We start from the raw sequence: 14,953 nt of genomic DNA on the forward strand, positions 1-14,953 counted from the left end.
TCGAGAACCAGGAGGACCATGCGGATCGCCGCTCTCAGCCGGGCCGGCGGGGTTTCCCCCGCGTCGATCAAGTACTACGTACGAGAGGGCCTCCTACCGCCCGGCACTCGCACGCATCAGAACCAGGTGGAATACAACGACGACCACGTGAACCGGTTGCGCCTGATCCGCGCGCTACTGGATATCGGTGGCCTGTCGGTCGAAGCCGCCCGGTCACTGCTCGCCGTCCTGGATACCGGGACACTCACCGCACGAGAATCTCTCGGCATGGTGCTGTACGCACTGGGTGAACGCCGTTCGTCGGTGGGAGAAAGTGAGAAGGAAACCGCCGCAGCGGATGTGGAGGCGTTGCTGGCCCGTCGTGGTTGGCGGATCGATGAGCGCAGCCCGGCACGGAGTACGCTGGTCGACGCTTGTGCGGCGCTGCGGCTACTCGGGCATGAGGATCTGGTCGCCGCGATGGACGACTACGCCGATATCTCCGAGTCGATCGCGGCAATCGATATCGGCCTGATTCTGGCCGAACCCGCTCTCGACCGGATAACCGAGACCGCGATCGTGGGAAACCTGCTCGGAGACACCCTGCTCTCGGCCCTTCGGCGCCTCGCACAAGAACACCTGTCCAGCGGGTTACTACCCGAGGACGGTCCGACCGGCGCCGGTCAGGTGTCCTGACCACGGGTGCTGTGCGGCGGATTTCTATCCGAGATATCGAGAAGGTCGGCGATCCGGCGGAACGCGGCCCGATCGTCGACCTGAAGCGCAGGTAGCAACCTCAGATCGAACGAATCGAGCTGCGATATTTCCGCCGCGCCGGATAACAGCGAGGCCGAGGTTCCTAACCGGTCGTCACTCCCGGACGGTGATTACCTCCACCCGCTCCCCGGCATCGAACTCGATCACCTGATGCACCCGGGAATCGCCCACCGGTCCCAGATCGGCGACCACCACCTCGCCGCGCTGGGCAATCGATTCCACCAGTGCCTCCAGCGGGTTACCGTCCGATCCGGCGATCAGGATGCGGTCGCCGACCTCCAGCGCGTCGGCACGGACGCCGCCGTCGATCAGGCGCGGCGTGAACACGCCGCAGTAGGTCCGGCCGGCGATATCGCCGACCCCGCGCTGAGCGATCGTCCACCAGACGGGTGTGGTGCTGTCGCTCGCGGAACGGCGGTGCCAACGCAGGACCCGATCCCGGTCCGCTTCGGCAGCGGCTCGGCTCTCGTGTACCGAAACATGGCGCCGGACAGGCGCGCTACGCGGTTTCACGGTGCCCGCGGCGCCGTCGACCACCAGGATCCAGTTCGCCGACTGTTCCTGATCACGTCCCGCGTGCACCCGTTTGGCGAGCGCCTGGCCGGGAGTGGCACCGAGCCGATCGGCGACTTCGGCCATGTTCTCCGCGAGTCCGAGTGCGCGCAGGAACCCGGCCACCTCGATCTCGGCGGTGTCCAGCCGCTGGGCCAGCACCGGCATGGGCGTGCGATCTCGCCAGGCGCCACGGGCGATGTGCTCGTGTTCGGTCAGCCAGAGCGCAGACGGACCGTGCCGGTGGTGGTCCACCACCACCGACCACCAGTCCCATTCGGGTTCGGCCGCCATCCGGTCGCGGATCCAGCCGGCTCGATCGCCGACCCGTACTTTCTCGTCCGGCGGAACGAAATTCCGCAAAGCCGCCTGAACGGCGGACGGGGTACGCCCGAGTTCCGCGGCGATCTCGGGTAACCCCTTACCCGCCCGCAGTTCCCCGGCGATGACCCGGTATTCGGATTCGCGCCACGACGTCCCGTGCTGACGCGGCGGCAGCAGTCGTTCCTGTCCGATTTCACTCATCACAGAACCCCCGGTTCCGAAGCGCCGAAAGGGTGTGTCGAGCGGTCGGTTCGCCGACCGCTCATAACCCTCCGACTGTGTCCTACCTGCATGATTCTACGTGGGGGGTCCGACAGAAACGGTCTGCCGACAGCTGTCCGGACCGGGGCCGAACGAGAAAGATCCGTTCCGGGGCAACAGGTTCGGTGCGGCGGCGGGAAGGGGCGAACGAAACCCGGCCCGGCCCACCTGTTGCGGTGGGCCGCAGCCGAGTTCGTCGGTCACGGGGTGGAGTAGCCGATCAGCGCGCCGACACCGGCGCCGATCGGAATCGTGACCAGGGCGCCCACACCGCCCAAGAAGAAGCCGAGCACTGCACCGATCCCGGCACCGACCAGGGCGCCGACTCCGGCATTGTGCAGTTTGCGGGACTCGGTGTCCGGATCGGCTACGAGCTGGGCCACATGCCGGCCGGCCGGGGTGGACGCGCCCGGTGTCAGGGTGAGCGTACGGCCGTCGGCGGAGATGGTGGAGGCCGGTGGTGCGGTCTGCCCGGCAGCGGCGGTCCCGAGCGGCAGGGTGGTGACCACGCGCCCCGACAGGTCCGACAAGGTGATGGCCGCACCGTCGGCGGTGAGCGCGAAGCTGCCGGCGTCGAGGGTCGTGACGATCGCGGTGCCCGCCTCGTTCGGTGCCACGACATAGCCGACCCCCTGCTCGGCCCCCCGCACGGCCACCTCGGTGGCGGCCGGTTGCGCCTGCGCCGTGCCCGCGGCGACGCCGAGGGCGCCGATCGAGATCAGCGCGGTTGCGGCGAGTTGCTTGATTCTCATGGTGTTCCCCACTTGTTCTGCCGGCGTGGCTGCGCCGACGGTCCCCAGGAAGCCGGATCTCGGCCCGGAACCCATTCTCACGGAACAAGATCGGGGGGACAATGGTTTCCGGGAATTGCCGCTACACGTCCAGGAGATGCGGGAGCCCGGCTCGGAACCGATCCGCGTCGAGCCGTTTCGCGGGTTCGAAGGCCGGCAGCGCGACCAGCGGGAACACCGGTGCGTGGGGGGAGGGATCGTCCGCGGCGTCGATGATCGCATTGGCCGCCGACCGACCGGATTCGTTGGCGCTCTCCATAGTCGCGAGATCGATATTGCTGCGCACATGATCACCGCCGAAGAAGAGATTCGGTACGGCGCAGTGCGCGGTCGGCCGATGATCGTAGGAACCGACGGTGTTGACCAGCAAAGGGGTCTCGTTGTGGGTGCTGCCGCCGGACCAGCTGACCCCGGGATCGAGGTGCCAGGAATGGATATCCTCGTCGCGCAGCCACCCGGTGCCGTTGTTCAGCCACATCTTCAACTGCGCCCAGACCTCGCTCGCGATTTCCTGGGCGCTGCACTGTTTGGCCGGGCGGCGATGCAGAATACCCGGGGTGTCCCAATCGGAAATATCCACCGAGAGACATTCCGCGGCCGAACCGTCACCGTACAGGGCGGGGAAGTCACCGACCCACATGGGTGCCTGACGCAATGCGGTGAGCGCCCACGGTGATCCCAGCGCCGCGATATGACCCTCCGGAATATCGGTCGTACGGCGCAGATAGAACTGGATACCCACCATCCAGTCGGTGAGCAGTTCGCGCATTCCGGCCAGATGCGGATCGGCGGAGAGTATCTCGTCGTCGAGTAGTGGCACGGTCTTGTCGACCGGCATGGCGCAGACGTAGTGGTCGGCGACCACCGATGTCGCGGTGCCGCCGGTGTCGGTGACGGTCACCGATTCGATTCGGCCGTTGGTGTAATGCAGCCGGCTCGCGCGCCGGCCCATCATGAACTGCACACCGCGCGAGCGGAGATAGGCTACCCACGGGTCGATCCAGGCCGTATTGGTCGGGCGGTTCAGGATCCGGTCCACCCCGCCGGAGAATTCGGGAACGAGCCCGGTACCCGCGAGCACGAGGGCCTCGCCGATGGTGCCGATGGTGCGTGCCGAACTGAGATGGGGTTTCGCCGCGACGGTGATGCGGGTCAGCGCGTTGACCAGATACGCGCGGTAGGCCGGGGATTTCCCGTCCGCGCGCATGATCTGTTCCCAGGTCAGGTATTCCCATTGCCCGAAGCGGCGTTCGGGACTGGAGGTGAACCACATCAGCATCTGTTTGGCGAAGAAGGCCAATTCGTGCGGCGGCAGCTCCGGGATGAAACTGAACGCACCGATAATGCTGTTCTGCAGGCGTTCCGGGGTGAGCTGATCGAGCGCGCCCACTTCCACCGGGGCGAAGATCGGCGGTTTGTCGCGGAATCCCGCCACCGTCCCCTCGACTCGGATCAGGTTGTCGAGCACACCGTTGGGATTACCGGGAAAGGGAATGCGGCGCATGGTGTCGGGAATGTTCTGGTAACAGCCGGGGAAGAAACGGAATCCGTGCTCACCGGGAAGATCGGCGCGGCCGCCTGCGCCCGTGCGGGGGACCGGCATACTGCGGGCCTTCCCGCCGAGGAAAGCGGGTTCGTAGACGGTCACCCGGAAACCGCGTTCGACGAGTTCGTGGGCGGCGGAGAGACCGGCCATACCACCGCCGAAGACGGCGACTTCCTTGCCTCCCGTGCGTAGGCCCGGGGTTCGGCGGCGCGGCGCGGCCGCGGTCGCGGTACCGCCTACCGCCGACCCGGCCGCGAGGATCGCGGCGCCGGCGAAAGCGCCGCGCAGGGCGGTGCGCCGGTCGATCGAGGCTGACTTCTTCGGCAGCTGATCCGACATTGTGTACTCCTGGTCAAGCGATGGCGGTACCGGTGGAGGATGGGGGGACAGGGGGCGGAGTGCCGCGCAATGTGGTGCACGAGCTGTGGAATTCGTGTGCGGTGGCACCGATCTCGTGTGCCAGATCGGCCAGCACCGGCCTCGGGTCGCCGCGGTGGTGCCACAGCGCACCGACGGTGAGCCGGGCCATGCGGGCGGGGGTGTAGAGCTCGGCCGGCCGCCGGGTGCGGGAGAAAATGCCGGTGGTGATCGCTGCGAGGTCTCGATCCCCGGTCGCGGCCCGGTACAGCTCCACTTCCAGTGGGCTCATCTCGGTACCGCGGGCGAGCCGATTGGTCCAGTGGTAGATCTCGCGGCATTCGCGTACCCGGCGGCGTTCCCACGCGGCGCCGGCGCGGTCCAGCCGGACCGGATCATCGAGCACCGGAGCGACGGCCTCGGCCAGCAGCCGGCCGTAGTGCAGGGCGTCGCGGATGCCCTGGGCGGTGACCGGATCCTTGAAATGCCCGGCGTCACCGGGCAGCGCCCAGCCCGGCCCGCTGGACCTGCGGAAGTAGGAGACGATATCGGTGGCCGACCGCACCCGGCCCACCTGCTCACAGTCGCGGAGTCGTTCCCGCAACGGCGGGATCCGGTCGAGTGCGGCGGCGTAGCGGCGTTCGGCGTCGCCGGGGCGTAGCCTGCCGGATTCGGCGGGCGGCTGGACCAGACTCAACAGTAGACCGTCGTCGCAGGGGAACGCGGTGCCCAGATCGGTACCCACCCGCCACTGGGCGGCGGTATCGCGCCATTCAGTGGACGCGTCGCGCCAGTAGGCGAAGTAGCAGTCGCGGCCGCTGGGTTCGGATTCGTACGGGTCCAGGGCGCCGGTGAGCTTCGCGACGGTGCTGCGGCGACCGTCCGCGCCGATCACGAGCGCGGCGCGGATCTCGGCCGGTTGGCCGTGGGAGTCGGTGTAGCGGACACCGGCGCAGCGCGCGCCGTCCCAGACGAGGTCGGTGACCCGGCATTTCTCGCGGATATCGGCCCCGGCCGCGCGGGCGGTACGAATCAGTGCGTGATCCAGTCCGGACCGACGCACGCACAGGGTGTAATCGATACCGTCGACCTGCGGGAATTCACTGGCGATCGCATACCCGGACCCGGCGGCGTAGGCCTTGGTGAGCCGGGGTGCGCCCAGTTCCGCCACGGCATCCAGCGCGTCGAGCCGGGACAGTTCGGCGATACCGGCCGGCCACAGCAGATGAGTGGAGAGGGTGTCGGAGGGGAAGCGGGCACTGTCCAGTGCGATGACTCGGCGGCCCGCCCGGGCGAGGGTGGCGGCGGTGGCCGAACCGGCGCACCGGGCGCCCACGACGACGGCATCGGCTTGCTCGACCACGCGGGGGGAGTCAGCCATGGATACCGCCTCGGTCATCGAGTCTCGGACACTATGTCCGATTGATGGTGCGTTCCCCGGCGCGGATTGTCAACCTGCTGAGCGGCACTGTCCCGCACAGTCTTCCGTGAACTGCGGCCGCGCGATCGATCGGCGCCGCATCCGCGGCGGGAAACCGGTCCAAGTGTCGTGGCGACCGGCGCGACACGCGCCGGCGGGCACAATGGCTCCATGTACCTCGAGAGCCGATATCCACTGCATCACACGAGCGATCCGGCGAGTGCGGGATGCCGTCGCTGACCCGCACTCCCCGGTCCGCCCGGAAACCGGACGAGGATCGTCGGGCCGAATTCGAACAGCGGGTCCTACGTGCGGTCGAGGATCTGCTTGCCGATGGGACGCCGTTCACCGAGATCGCGGTACAGAAGATCGCCGCCACGGCGCAGATGGCCAGGTCCACCTTCTATCGGTATTTCCCGGACAAGAGCCAGTTGTTGATCCGGACGGCGGATCTGGCCACGGCCGACCTGTTCTCGGCCGCTGAGCGGTGGTGGGGCGCCGAGCACGCGGACCGGGAGGCCGGAGTGCAGCGGGCGATGAGCGCGATGATCGCCGGGTTCCGGCGGCACCGCTACCTGCTGCTGGCATTGAGTGAGGTCGCCGCCTACGACCGGGATGTGGGCGCCTACTGGCGGGCGCGGGTGGCCACTTTCGTCGATCTGGTGCGAATCCGCCTGGAAGCCGACCGGGCGGCCGGCCGGGTCGCGCCGGAGCTGGAGCCCGCGGCGACAGCGCTGGTCCTGGCGGCCATGGTGGAACGTTCCATCACGACCGCGTTCGCGGTGCGCACCGGGATCAGTGATGCGGAGCTCGCGGCGGCGCTGGGTCGTTCGATCTGGTTGGTCGTCTACGGTGACGCCCCGGCCGGCGGTGGTCCGGCCGCGCCGGTGTGAGCGTTCGCACCGGCACGGTTTCGTGGATTCGCCGGTATTCCGGCCAGGCGGTGGGCGGCGAGCACCACGGCGGACCGCTGTGCCGCGATCCGTTCGGCCGGACCCGGGCCCGCGTGTACCGCGGTGGTGCGGGCCAGTTCGGTGAGCATGCGCAACAGCATGGGCGCCGCGATATCGGCGGTGATCACGCCCGCGTGCTGGCCCCGGCGGATCTCGGCGAGTTTGGGGTCGACGGCGCGGCGCAGGACCTGTTCGATCCGGTCGTCGGCGGGCTCGAGATCGGCCCAGGCCTGTAGCCGGGCGTTCTCCGGATGTGCCAGGAAGTGGTCGAAGAGGCGGCCGATATAGCCGGGTAGATCGTCGGCGCGCAGTGCGGTTTCGGCCGTGGTTTGCCGGGTCCATTGCTCGGTGACCGCCGCGTACAGCTCGTATTTCCCGGGGAAATAGGCGTAGAGCCGGTCCTTGCTGGCCTGTGCGGCCGCGGCGATTCGGTTGATCCGGGCGCCCGCGACGCCGTACTCGGCGAATTCCGCTTTGGCGGCCGCGAGGATCCGGTCCCGGGTTGCCTGGCCTGCCGCTCGCATATCGCGAATCCTATCTTGCCGAACCGGATGGTTCGGAACTATGGTCGTTGCCGAACCGGATGGTTCGCCGAATCCAGTCGATGGGACAGCTATGAGCGCGGACAAACCACGGTGGCAACAGTTGCGGGAGCAGGCCGAGGGGGTGTCGGTGACCGAACTCGACGATCTGTGGGCACGGCTACGGCCCGCCCGCGCCGAGGAGATACTGGGCCAGTGGCGGGGTGATGCGTTCCAGACCGGTCATCCGCTGTGCCGGGCGCTGCCCAAGAGCCGCTGGTACGGCAAGACCTTCCATTCACTCGGTGACGCTCAACCGCTCATCTGCCGCGGGGAGGACGGCACCCTGTTCTCGAATGTCGAACTGGGCCAGGGTGAGGCGACCTTGTGGAACATCGAGTTCCGCGGCGAGGTGACCGCCACCATGGTCTATGACGGCCGCGCTGTGTTCGACCACTTCAAATGGCTCGACGACACCACCCTGATGGGCATCATGAACGGGCGCCCGGAGCTGGTGCTCGCCGACGGCCAATATTTCTACTTTCTGCTGGAACGGGCATAGCGATGCGGACGACGGCGGTCCTGTCCCGCGATCCGGCCGCGCCGTTCTCGGTGGAGACGGTGGACCTCGACGAGCCGCGCGACGACGAGATCCTGGTGCGTATCGTCGCGGCCGGGATCTGCCACACCGACCTGGTCAACCGGACCCTGGGCAAACCGGACCGACCGGTCCTGCTGGGGCACGAAGGCGCCGGGGTCGTCGAATCGGTCGGTGCGGCGGTGTCCTCGATCGCGCCCGGCGACCATGTGGTGCTTACTTTCCGGCACTGCGGTGCCTGCCCGAACTGCGCGGCCGGACGGCCGGCCTACTGCCGGAACTCGACCGCTCTCAACCATTTCGGCCGGCGGCCGGATAAGTCCGCGCGCGTCACGGTCGAAGGAACGGCGGTGCGGGACGGCTTCTTCGGGCAATCCAGTTTCGCCGGCTACGCGCTGGCCACCGCCGACAACACGATCGTCGTCGACCCGGCGGCCGATCTGGCCGTCGCCGCTTCGTTCGGCTGCGGGTTCCAGACCGGTGCCGGTGCGGTAATGAACGCGTTGCGGCCGGAACCCGGGGCCTGGCTGGCGATCTACGGCGCCGGTGCGGTGGGATCGGCGGCGTTGCTGGCGGCCCGCACCGTGTCCGGGGTTCGGACGATCGTGGTGGAAACGGCCGCTCCTCGCCGGGCACTGGCCCGGGATCTGGGCGCCGACGAGGTCCTCGATCCCGGCGGCATCGATACGATCGCCGCGATCGGCGAGATCACCGGCGGCGGTGCGACGCACGCACTGGACACCACCGGTTCGGCAAAGGTTCTCGCCGATGCCTTCGCGGCATTGGGCACCGGTGCCACGGTGGTCGCGATCGGGCTCGGTTCGGGTGTTCCGCAGATCGATGTGCGCGATCTGGTGCTGAGTGGCAAAACCGTGCGCGGTTGCCTCGAAGGTGATGCCGAACCGGCCACGTTCATCCCGTATCTGCTCGAGTTGTACACCCGCGGTCTGCTGCCGGTGGATCGGCTCGTGACGCGCTTTCCTCACACCGAGATCGAGAAGGCGATCGCCGAACAGCACGCCGGATCGGTGATCAAACCGGTGCTCACCTGGTAATGGCCCGTCGTAACCGGCGACACCACCGCCGCGCGGCCCGGGTGCGCGTCCGCGCGGATGGGCCGGGTGCGGCAAGCCGCTAGCCGCCCGGGTGGTTCCGCCCCGGCTCGCCGGCTGTTCCCGCTTCCGCGGCCGGGCCCGTAGCGGATTTGCCGGGTGCGGCTCGGTAGTCACGTGTGCGCGGCCCGGCGCTGCTGCCGGTCGCGTCCGGCGCGGTGGCATCGGCCTCCAGGGTTTCCGCACGTTCGGCGCCCGGGGTATCGGAGTCGGCACCCCCCTGGTCCGCCTGCGCGGTCCCGCCCGGCTCCGGGGCGTTGCGATGCGGACCGAAGTGCAGGTAGAGCCCGAGTGGTGATCGCATCCCCGGGACGGCGACTGCTGTCGCGGGAGCCAAGGCGATGGCGGGTGCCGTGAGGCCGGCGAGACAGGCGATCGCGACCGAGATGCGTCGTGCTGTGCGTGTTCCCACGTAAACCTCCCAGGGTGAGTGATCGGTTTTCGTTGGTGCTGAACAGTGGAGCAGCTCGACGCTAGCGCGGGCGCGGCGCGGGAGCACGCCGCGCGGTGGGTGTGTCGAGGCCGTGTTGTGACAGATCGGTGACCGTCGGGGACGAGCCGCCGGTCGGTGCGATGCTTCGGATGCTGATCGAGTGCTGGAGGTCCCGCCGAGTGCGTGTCGCATTTGCGACACGCCGCTCCCCACCGGCCCGACCAGAGGGAATCGGTGAGTCTCTCCCCATTGTGCGCCCATTTGCGCTTCAATAACCGGTCGGGTTCGGCTTTACGGAATCGGCATTCCTCGCCACCGCATACACCGGCATCCGAGAGGGGCACGACCAGATGAGCACGATTCTCACTGCACTGCACGACGGTCTTCCGGCATTGCACGATCACTACGTCGTTCTTGCCCAGCTGGGCAATCCCAGTCCGGAAGCGCCGCCACTGTCGGACAAGATCGTACAGATGACCAGGTATCTCACCTGGTTCGTCCTGTTGTCCGGTGTCACCTCGATCGTCTTCGGTGGGGGCAAGTTCGCTTGGGAGAAGTGGAACGGTGGAGCGCTGACAGCTCCCAAGCAGATTGCGGGTGCCATGGCCGGCGGCGCGGTGGCGACCAGCGCGGGGACGATCATGAACGCCATCATGGGCTGACGAGTTCTTCGGATCGGCCGCCGGGCGAGATCGAGGACCCATGTCCACCCGATCGCCGAGGCCGCAGCGCGGCAACGGTGAGCGGTGGAGGTCCGCCCGGCGGCCCGGTGTTAGATTCGGGCTGTGTACTCCGGTCTCGCGAGCACGCTGGTGCGCTGGTTACTGCCGGTCGTGCTCGCGGTGGCCGTTTCGGGAATGCACCACCTGCCCGCCCGAGCCGGCGGTGACACACACCATTCGGTGTCCGACTCGCCGGCGCTCGTTTCGGTGCCTCCTGTTCCGGAACACGGCCGGGAGCACGACGAGGCGGTGCTGTGCTGTCAGTGGCCGCCGGGCGCCGTCTCCACGGTGCCGCGTGACGGTGGTCCGGCCGGTCACGGTACGGGTCACGAGTTGTTGCACCTGTGCCTGGCTGTCCTGGTCGCGGCGCTGGCCTCGCTATTGATCTTCGCGGCCCCCGGGCGGTACCCGTCGGCGAATGAACCCGCCCGTGCGGCGGTGCTCCCGCCCGAAGCTCTGGCTCGGCCTCCGCCGTGTGTTCCGATCTCGCGGCGCCTGGCGGTTCTGGGCGTGTTGCGGCTGTGATCGACGCCCGCCGGACCCGTCTCCCGGGTCGCGGCGCTGCTTCGTCGTACGCAACTCACCCGAACTCTCAGGAGCACGCCATGATCAGTAGATTTGTCACCGGGGCCGCACTCGCGATCGTCACCGCCGCCGTAGCGACCGGCTGTAGCGATAACAGCGATACACCCCCGATTGCCGATACCGCGACCACTTCGGTGGCCGTCGGTGGTGCGGCGACCGCACCGGTGGCCGGTGACCACAACCAGGCCGATATCCGCTTCGCCGAGGAGATGATCCCGCATCATCGCCAAGCAGTGGAGATGGCCGCGCTCGTTCCGTCGCGTTCGAGCGACCCGGCGGTTATCGATCTGGCCGCGCGTATTCAGCAGGCGCAGGACCCGGAGATCGCCACCATGACCGGATGGCTGCAATCCTGGGGCGTCGCCACGACCGAGGGCGGCGGACACTCCGGAATGGGCCACGGCACCATGCCCGGCATGATGACCGACGAGCAGATGGGCCAGCTCGAGGCCGCCCGGGGTCCGGATTTCGACCGCATGTGGCTCAGCATGATGATCGCCCACCACGAAGGCGCGGTGCGGATGGCCGAGACCGAGCTTGCCGAGGGGATCGCCCCTGATGCTCGGGCGCTGGCGCAGCAGATCATCGATTCCCAGCAGGCCGAGATCCAGCAGATGCAGGCAATGCTGAACGGCTGATATATCGGGTGGTCCGGTGCTCGCCTCGAGGTGGGCGCCGGGCCGCCCCGGGTCGGTTTTCGCGGTCTCGCCTCGGCTGTGGGCCCGATCACCCTTTTCGATATACCCCCTAGGGGTATAGTTCGGGTATGGCGACCGAACGCGGATCCGAACACACCCGGCACAGCGGCGATCCCGGGTCACCCGAGAGGGCCCACCGCGCCGGGGCGGAGGTCGCGGTGGGCCCGCACGGAAGTGGTCACACCGGGAACCATGCCGCGCACGGCAGTCCCGGCGAGCACGGCGACCATGGTGGGCACGGCGACCACGCGGCCATGTTCGGCCGGCTGTTCCGATGGATGTTGCTCCTGGCAGTACCTGTCGTGGCCGCCGATGCGATGTTCGCCGATTTGGTCGGATACACCGTTCCCGCTGTGCTGGCGTGGGTGTCGCCGGTACTCGGCACCGTGATGTACCTCTGGGGCGGCCGGCCGTTCCTCACCGGTGCCGTATCGGAGATCCGGGCCCGGCGGCCCGGCATGATGCTGCTCATCGCCCTCGCCATCACCGTCGCCTTCCTGGCCTCATGGGGCGCGGTGATCGGGCTGGTATCGCACGAACTCGACTTCTGGTGGGAATTGGCGCTGCTCATCGTCATCATGCTGCTCGGGCACTGGCTGGAGATGCGGTCGCTCGGACAGGCGTCGAGCGCACTGGAATCACTGGCGGCGCTGCTTCCCGACGAGGCCGAACGGGTGGACGAATCGGGTACCGCCGTCGTTTCCGCCGGTGATCTGGTCCCGGGCGATCTCGTGGTCGTGCGGCCGGGCGGACGGATTCCGGCGGACGGCACCGTCGAATCCGGTACGGCCGATGTGGACGAGTCCATGATCACCGGTGAATCGCGCGCGGTCCGGCGGCAGCCGGGAGACCGAGTGGTGGCGGGCACGGTCAGTACCGATTCCGCGCTGCGGGTGCGGATCACCGCGGTGGGAGGCGATACGGCGCTGGCCGGAATCCAGCGGCTGGTCGCCGAGGCACAGAACTCCTCCTCACGCGCCCAGGTGCTCGCCGACCGGGCCGCGGGCCTGCTGTTCTGGTTCGCTTCCGGTGCGGCCGTGCTGACGGCGCTGGCCTGGTCGCTGCTGGGTCAGCCGGAATCGGCCGTCACCCGGACGATCACCGTCCTCGTCATCGCCTGCCCACACGCGCTGGGTCTCGCGATCCCGCTCGTGGTCGCCCTCGCCACCGAGCGTGCTGCCCGGGCCGGAGTGCTGATCACCGATCGGCGTGCGCTCGAGGCGATGCGCACCGTCGACGCGGTCCTCTTCGACAAGACCGGCACGCTGACCGAGGGCGCGCCCGCGGTGGTGGCGGTGATCGGTTCTCCGGCGTTCGACGAGAACGCGGTTCTGGCGCTGGCCGCCGCGGTCGAAGGCGACAGTGAGCATCCGCTGGGCCGCGCCGTCGTCTCTGCCGCCGCGCACCGATCCCTGGATGTTCCGGCCGCTACCGGTTTCGCTGCCCGCAACGGGATCGGCGTCACCGCGTCGGTGGCCGGTGCGGCCGTCGGTGTGGGCGGGCCGGGGCTGCTCGACGAATACGGGCTCGCACCCCTGTCCGGAGCCGCCGAATGGTCCGCCGCGGGGTCGACCGTGCTGCATATCGTCCGGAACGGCGTGGTGGTCGGCGCGCTGGCCGCGGCCGATGCGGTGCGGCCCGAGTCGGCACAGGCGGTGGCGGCGCTGCACACCCGCGGTATCCACGTCGCGATGATCACGGGCGATGCCGAGGTCGTGGCCCGGTCGGTCGCCGCCGAACTCGGTATCGACGAGGTGTTCGCCGGGGTGCTGCCCGCGGACAAGGGCGAGAAGGTGCGGCAACTACAGGCGGCGGGCCATATCGTCGCGATGGTCGGCGACGGCGTGAACGACGCCCCGGCGCTGGCCGCGGCGGATGTGGGTATCGCGATCGGCGCCGGTACGGATGTGGCCATCGCGTCCGCTGGTGTGGTCCTGGCCGGTGACGATCCGCGCGCGGTGCTCTCGGTGATCGAATTGTCCCGCGCGACCTACCGGAAGATGATCCAGAACCTGGTATGGGCGGCCGGATACAACATCGTGGCTGTGCCATTGGCGGCCGGTGTCCTGGCGCCGTGGCATATCACCTTGCCCATGGAGGTCGGCGCGATCCTGATGTCGGTATCGACCGTCGTGGTCGCGCTCAACGCCCAGCTGCTCCGCCGCCTGGACCTGCGTCCCGAGAAGGTGCTGACCGGCGGAGGACGTTCTCGGGTCAGCGGTCGGCGCCGGGGGTGAGACGGGTGAGCGCGGCGATCGGCGCGGTGAGCTCGGCGGTATCCAGAGCCGATCCGGTCGTCAGCGCGTGCAGCAGGGTGCCGTCGAGGAATATCGTGATCGCCCGGGCGGCGGCGGGCCCGGTGTGCGGGGTGAGGATATCGACGAGCCCGTCGAACCAGACCCGCGCCAGCGGACGCAGTTCCGGTAGCCGGGTCGAGGCCAGATAGAGCTCGTTGACGGTGAGTAATTGGTCGGGGTGTGCGAGACATTCGGCGGCGAGTGCGGCGAGTGCGGCGGGTAGGTCGGTGCTGCGGCCGAGTGTCGCGGACCAATGTGCCAGCGCCTCCCGGGTGGCGGCCGCGGTATCGGTGAGCGCGGCCTCGGTGAGGTCGGCGAGATCGGCGAAGTAGTACGTCGTCGAGCCGACCGGCACACCGGCTTCGGCGGCGACCAGGCGATGGGTGAGGCCGGCGATCCCGTGTGTCGGGATCAGGGCCCGTGCGGCATCCAGGATGCGCTGGCGGCGATGCGGATCGCGCGGGGTCAATGCGCCCCCGCGAGATTGAGGGTGACCACCCCGGCGACCACCAGGGCCACGCCCGCGATCTTGGTGGCGGTGAGCGATTCGCCGAGGAACAGCGCCCCGATGATGACGATGAGGGTGGTGCCGAGTCCGGACCAGACCGCATAGGCGAAACCCACGTTCATCCCGCGCGCGATGGCCTGGGCGAGGAGTACGAATGCCAGCGCGTACGCCGACAGTGAGGCGACCGTGGGCCAGAGTCGGGTGAATCCCTCGGTTGCCTTGAGCAGGCTGGTGCCCACGATCTCGGCCACGATGGCCGCCCCGAGCAGTGCCAGCGACATAACGGTTTCCTCCATATGTGTACGTTCGTACATGGACAACAGTACACAAAGTCGGATCTCGGTGTGGCCGGGTCTGTGCGCTGCGGCCGGGTTGCCGGCCACGGCGTATCGAGCCGGCGTCCCGGAGCGAGATTCAACCGACCCTCACCGCCGCGACCGCCGGAGGCGAGCGCGTCGGGTCAGGCAAACGCGGGTTCGGGGCGCTCGCTCGCGGCCACTCGGCGGCCGGTCCATGCGG

Annotated in this window: 16 protein-coding genes; 8 read left to right on the forward strand and 8 right to left on the reverse strand. The window is 68.7% G+C overall.

Annotation, left to right across the window (positions count from 1 at the left end; all coding sequences use genetic code 11):
* The first annotated feature begins 18 nt into the window (after nt 1-18).
* Complete coding sequence (locus OG405_RS10095; protein WP_327151357.1) at nt 19-675, forward strand: MerR family transcriptional regulator; 657 nt, start codon at nt 19-21, stop codon at nt 673-675.
* A 174-nt stretch (nt 676-849) separates the two neighbouring features.
* Here the strand turns inward: OG405_RS10095 and OG405_RS10100 are convergent, their stop codons facing one another.
* From OG405_RS10100 to OG405_RS10115, 4 genes are all read right to left on the reverse strand, one after another.
* Nucleotides 850-1,833: a hypothetical protein gene (locus OG405_RS10100; protein ID WP_327151358.1), complete on the reverse strand. Its 984-nt coding sequence runs from the start codon at nt 1,831-1,833 to the stop codon at nt 850-852.
* A 260-nt stretch (nt 1,834-2,093) separates the two neighbouring features.
* Complete coding sequence (locus tag OG405_RS10105) at nt 2,094-2,645, reverse strand: hypothetical protein (protein WP_327151359.1); 552 nt, start codon at nt 2,643-2,645, stop codon at nt 2,094-2,096.
* A 121-nt stretch (nt 2,646-2,766) separates the two neighbouring features.
* Nucleotides 2,767-4,569 carry a hydroxysqualene dehydroxylase gene (locus tag OG405_RS10110; RefSeq protein WP_327151360.1) on the reverse strand — a complete coding sequence of 601 codons (1,803 nt, stop codon included), beginning with the start codon at nt 4,567-4,569 and terminating at the stop codon, nt 2,767-2,769.
* A gap of 13 nt (nt 4,570-4,582) precedes the next feature.
* Nucleotides 4,583-5,968, reverse strand: a complete 1,386-nt coding sequence (locus OG405_RS10115; protein WP_327151361.1) for an NAD(P)/FAD-dependent oxidoreductase — start codon at nt 5,966-5,968, stop codon at nt 4,583-4,585.
* A gap of 266 nt (nt 5,969-6,234) precedes the next feature.
* Here OG405_RS10115 and OG405_RS10120 point away from each other — a divergent pair, with 266 nt between their 5' ends.
* Entirely contained in the window at nt 6,235-6,900 is a 666-nt protein-coding gene (locus OG405_RS10120) for a TetR/AcrR family transcriptional regulator (RefSeq protein WP_327151362.1), read from the forward strand.
* Here the strand turns inward: OG405_RS10120 and OG405_RS10125 are convergent.
* On the reverse strand, nt 6,855-7,484 hold the full coding sequence (locus OG405_RS10125) for a TetR/AcrR family transcriptional regulator (RefSeq protein ID WP_327151363.1): 630 nt from the start codon (nt 7,482-7,484) through the stop codon (nt 6,855-6,857). The two genes, OG405_RS10120 and OG405_RS10125, sit on opposite strands and share 46 nt — an antisense overlap.
* A gap of 91 nt (nt 7,485-7,575) precedes the next feature.
* Between OG405_RS10125 and OG405_RS10130 the strand changes: the two genes are divergently transcribed.
* Both OG405_RS10130 and OG405_RS10135 read left to right on the forward strand, forming a co-directional pair.
* Nucleotides 7,576-8,043 (forward strand): DUF4334 domain-containing protein, encoded by a 468-nt coding sequence (locus OG405_RS10130; RefSeq protein WP_327151364.1) that lies wholly within the window; start codon nt 7,576-7,578, stop codon nt 8,041-8,043.
* Nucleotides 8,044-8,045: 2 nt separating this feature from the next.
* Nucleotides 8,046-9,134 carry an NAD(P)-dependent alcohol dehydrogenase gene (locus OG405_RS10135; protein ID WP_327151365.1) on the forward strand — a complete coding sequence of 363 codons (1,089 nt, stop codon included), beginning with the start codon at nt 8,046-8,048 and terminating at the stop codon, nt 9,132-9,134.
* A gap of 79 nt (nt 9,135-9,213) precedes the next feature.
* Here OG405_RS10135 and OG405_RS10140 read toward each other — a convergent pair whose 3' ends face one another.
* Nucleotides 9,214-9,603, reverse strand: a complete 390-nt coding sequence (locus tag OG405_RS10140) for a hypothetical protein (RefSeq protein ID WP_327151366.1) — start codon at nt 9,601-9,603, stop codon at nt 9,214-9,216.
* Between the two features lie 371 nt (nt 9,604-9,974).
* Here OG405_RS10140 and OG405_RS10145 point away from each other — a divergent pair, with 371 nt between their 5' ends.
* The 4 genes from OG405_RS10145 to OG405_RS10160 all read left to right on the forward strand — a co-directional run bounded on the left by OG405_RS10145 (nt 9,975) and on the right by OG405_RS10160 (nt 13,866).
* On the forward strand, nt 9,975-10,286 hold the full coding sequence (locus OG405_RS10145) for a hypothetical protein (RefSeq protein WP_327151367.1): 312 nt from the start codon (nt 9,975-9,977) through the stop codon (nt 10,284-10,286).
* 123 nt (nt 10,287-10,409) lie between these two features.
* On the forward strand, nt 10,410-10,871 hold the full coding sequence (locus OG405_RS10150) for a hypothetical protein (RefSeq protein ID WP_327151368.1): 462 nt from the start codon (nt 10,410-10,412) through the stop codon (nt 10,869-10,871).
* Between the two features lie 80 nt (nt 10,872-10,951).
* Complete coding sequence (locus tag OG405_RS10155; RefSeq protein WP_327151369.1) at nt 10,952-11,569, forward strand: DUF305 domain-containing protein; 618 nt, start codon at nt 10,952-10,954, stop codon at nt 11,567-11,569.
* A gap of 128 nt (nt 11,570-11,697) precedes the next feature.
* A complete protein-coding gene (locus OG405_RS10160; RefSeq protein ID WP_442790688.1) occupies nt 11,698-13,866 on the forward strand; it encodes a copper-translocating P-type ATPase in 2,169 nt (722 codons plus the stop codon).
* Here OG405_RS10160 and OG405_RS10165 read toward each other — a convergent pair.
* Nucleotides 13,844-14,395: a TetR/AcrR family transcriptional regulator gene (locus OG405_RS10165; RefSeq protein ID WP_327151370.1), complete on the reverse strand. Its 552-nt coding sequence runs from the start codon at nt 14,393-14,395 to the stop codon at nt 13,844-13,846. The two genes, OG405_RS10160 and OG405_RS10165, sit on opposite strands and share 23 nt — an antisense overlap.
* A complete protein-coding gene (locus OG405_RS10170) occupies nt 14,392-14,715 on the reverse strand; it encodes a DMT family transporter (RefSeq protein WP_327152293.1) in 324 nt (107 codons plus the stop codon). The genes OG405_RS10165 and OG405_RS10170 overlap by 4 nt, the downstream gene beginning before the upstream one ends.
* Nucleotides 14,716-14,953 lie beyond the last annotated feature (238 nt).

Origin of the sequence: Nocardia sp. NBC_01329 (assembly GCF_035956715.1) — a bacterium.
GTDB lineage: Bacteria > Actinomycetota > Actinomycetes > Mycobacteriales > Mycobacteriaceae > Nocardia.

Excerpts from the sequence above, each read along its gene's own strand:
- OG405_RS10100 (WP_327151358.1), bottom strand. The coding sequence starts at position 1,833 with ATGAGTGAAATCGGACAGGAACGACTGCTGCCGCCGCGTCAGCACGGG.
- OG405_RS10130 (WP_327151364.1), top strand. The coding sequence starts at position 7,576 with ATGAGCGCGGACAAACCACGGTGGCAACAGTTGCGGGAGCAGGCCGAG.
- OG405_RS10155 (WP_327151369.1), top strand. The coding sequence starts at position 10,952 with ATGATCAGTAGATTTGTCACCGGGGCCGCACTCGCGATCGTCACCGCC.
- OG405_RS10120 (WP_327151362.1), top strand. The coding sequence starts at position 6,235 with ATGCCGTCGCTGACCCGCACTCCCCGGTCCGCCCGGAAACCGGACGAG.
- OG405_RS10125 (WP_327151363.1), bottom strand. The coding sequence starts at position 7,484 with ATGCGAGCGGCAGGCCAGGCAACCCGGGACCGGATCCTCGCGGCCGCC.
- OG405_RS10115 (WP_327151361.1), bottom strand. The coding sequence starts at position 5,968 with ATGGCTGACTCCCCCCGCGTGGTCGAGCAAGCCGATGCCGTCGTCGTG.
- OG405_RS10110 (WP_327151360.1), bottom strand. The coding sequence starts at position 4,569 with ATGTCGGATCAGCTGCCGAAGAAGTCAGCCTCGATCGACCGGCGCACC.
- OG405_RS10095 (WP_327151357.1), top strand. The coding sequence starts at position 19 with ATGCGGATCGCCGCTCTCAGCCGGGCCGGCGGGGTTTCCCCCGCGTCG.
- OG405_RS10135 (WP_327151365.1), top strand. The coding sequence starts at position 8,046 with ATGCGGACGACGGCGGTCCTGTCCCGCGATCCGGCCGCGCCGTTCTCG.
- OG405_RS10145 (WP_327151367.1), top strand. The coding sequence starts at position 9,975 with ATGAGCACGATTCTCACTGCACTGCACGACGGTCTTCCGGCATTGCAC.
- OG405_RS10160 (WP_442790688.1), top strand. The coding sequence starts at position 11,698 with ATGGCGACCGAACGCGGATCCGAACACACCCGGCACAGCGGCGATCCC.
- OG405_RS10105 (WP_327151359.1), bottom strand. The coding sequence starts at position 2,645 with ATGAGAATCAAGCAACTCGCCGCAACCGCGCTGATCTCGATCGGCGCC.
- OG405_RS10170 (WP_327152293.1), bottom strand. The coding sequence starts at position 14,715 with ATGTCGCTGGCACTGCTCGGGGCGGCCATCGTGGCCGAGATCGTGGGC.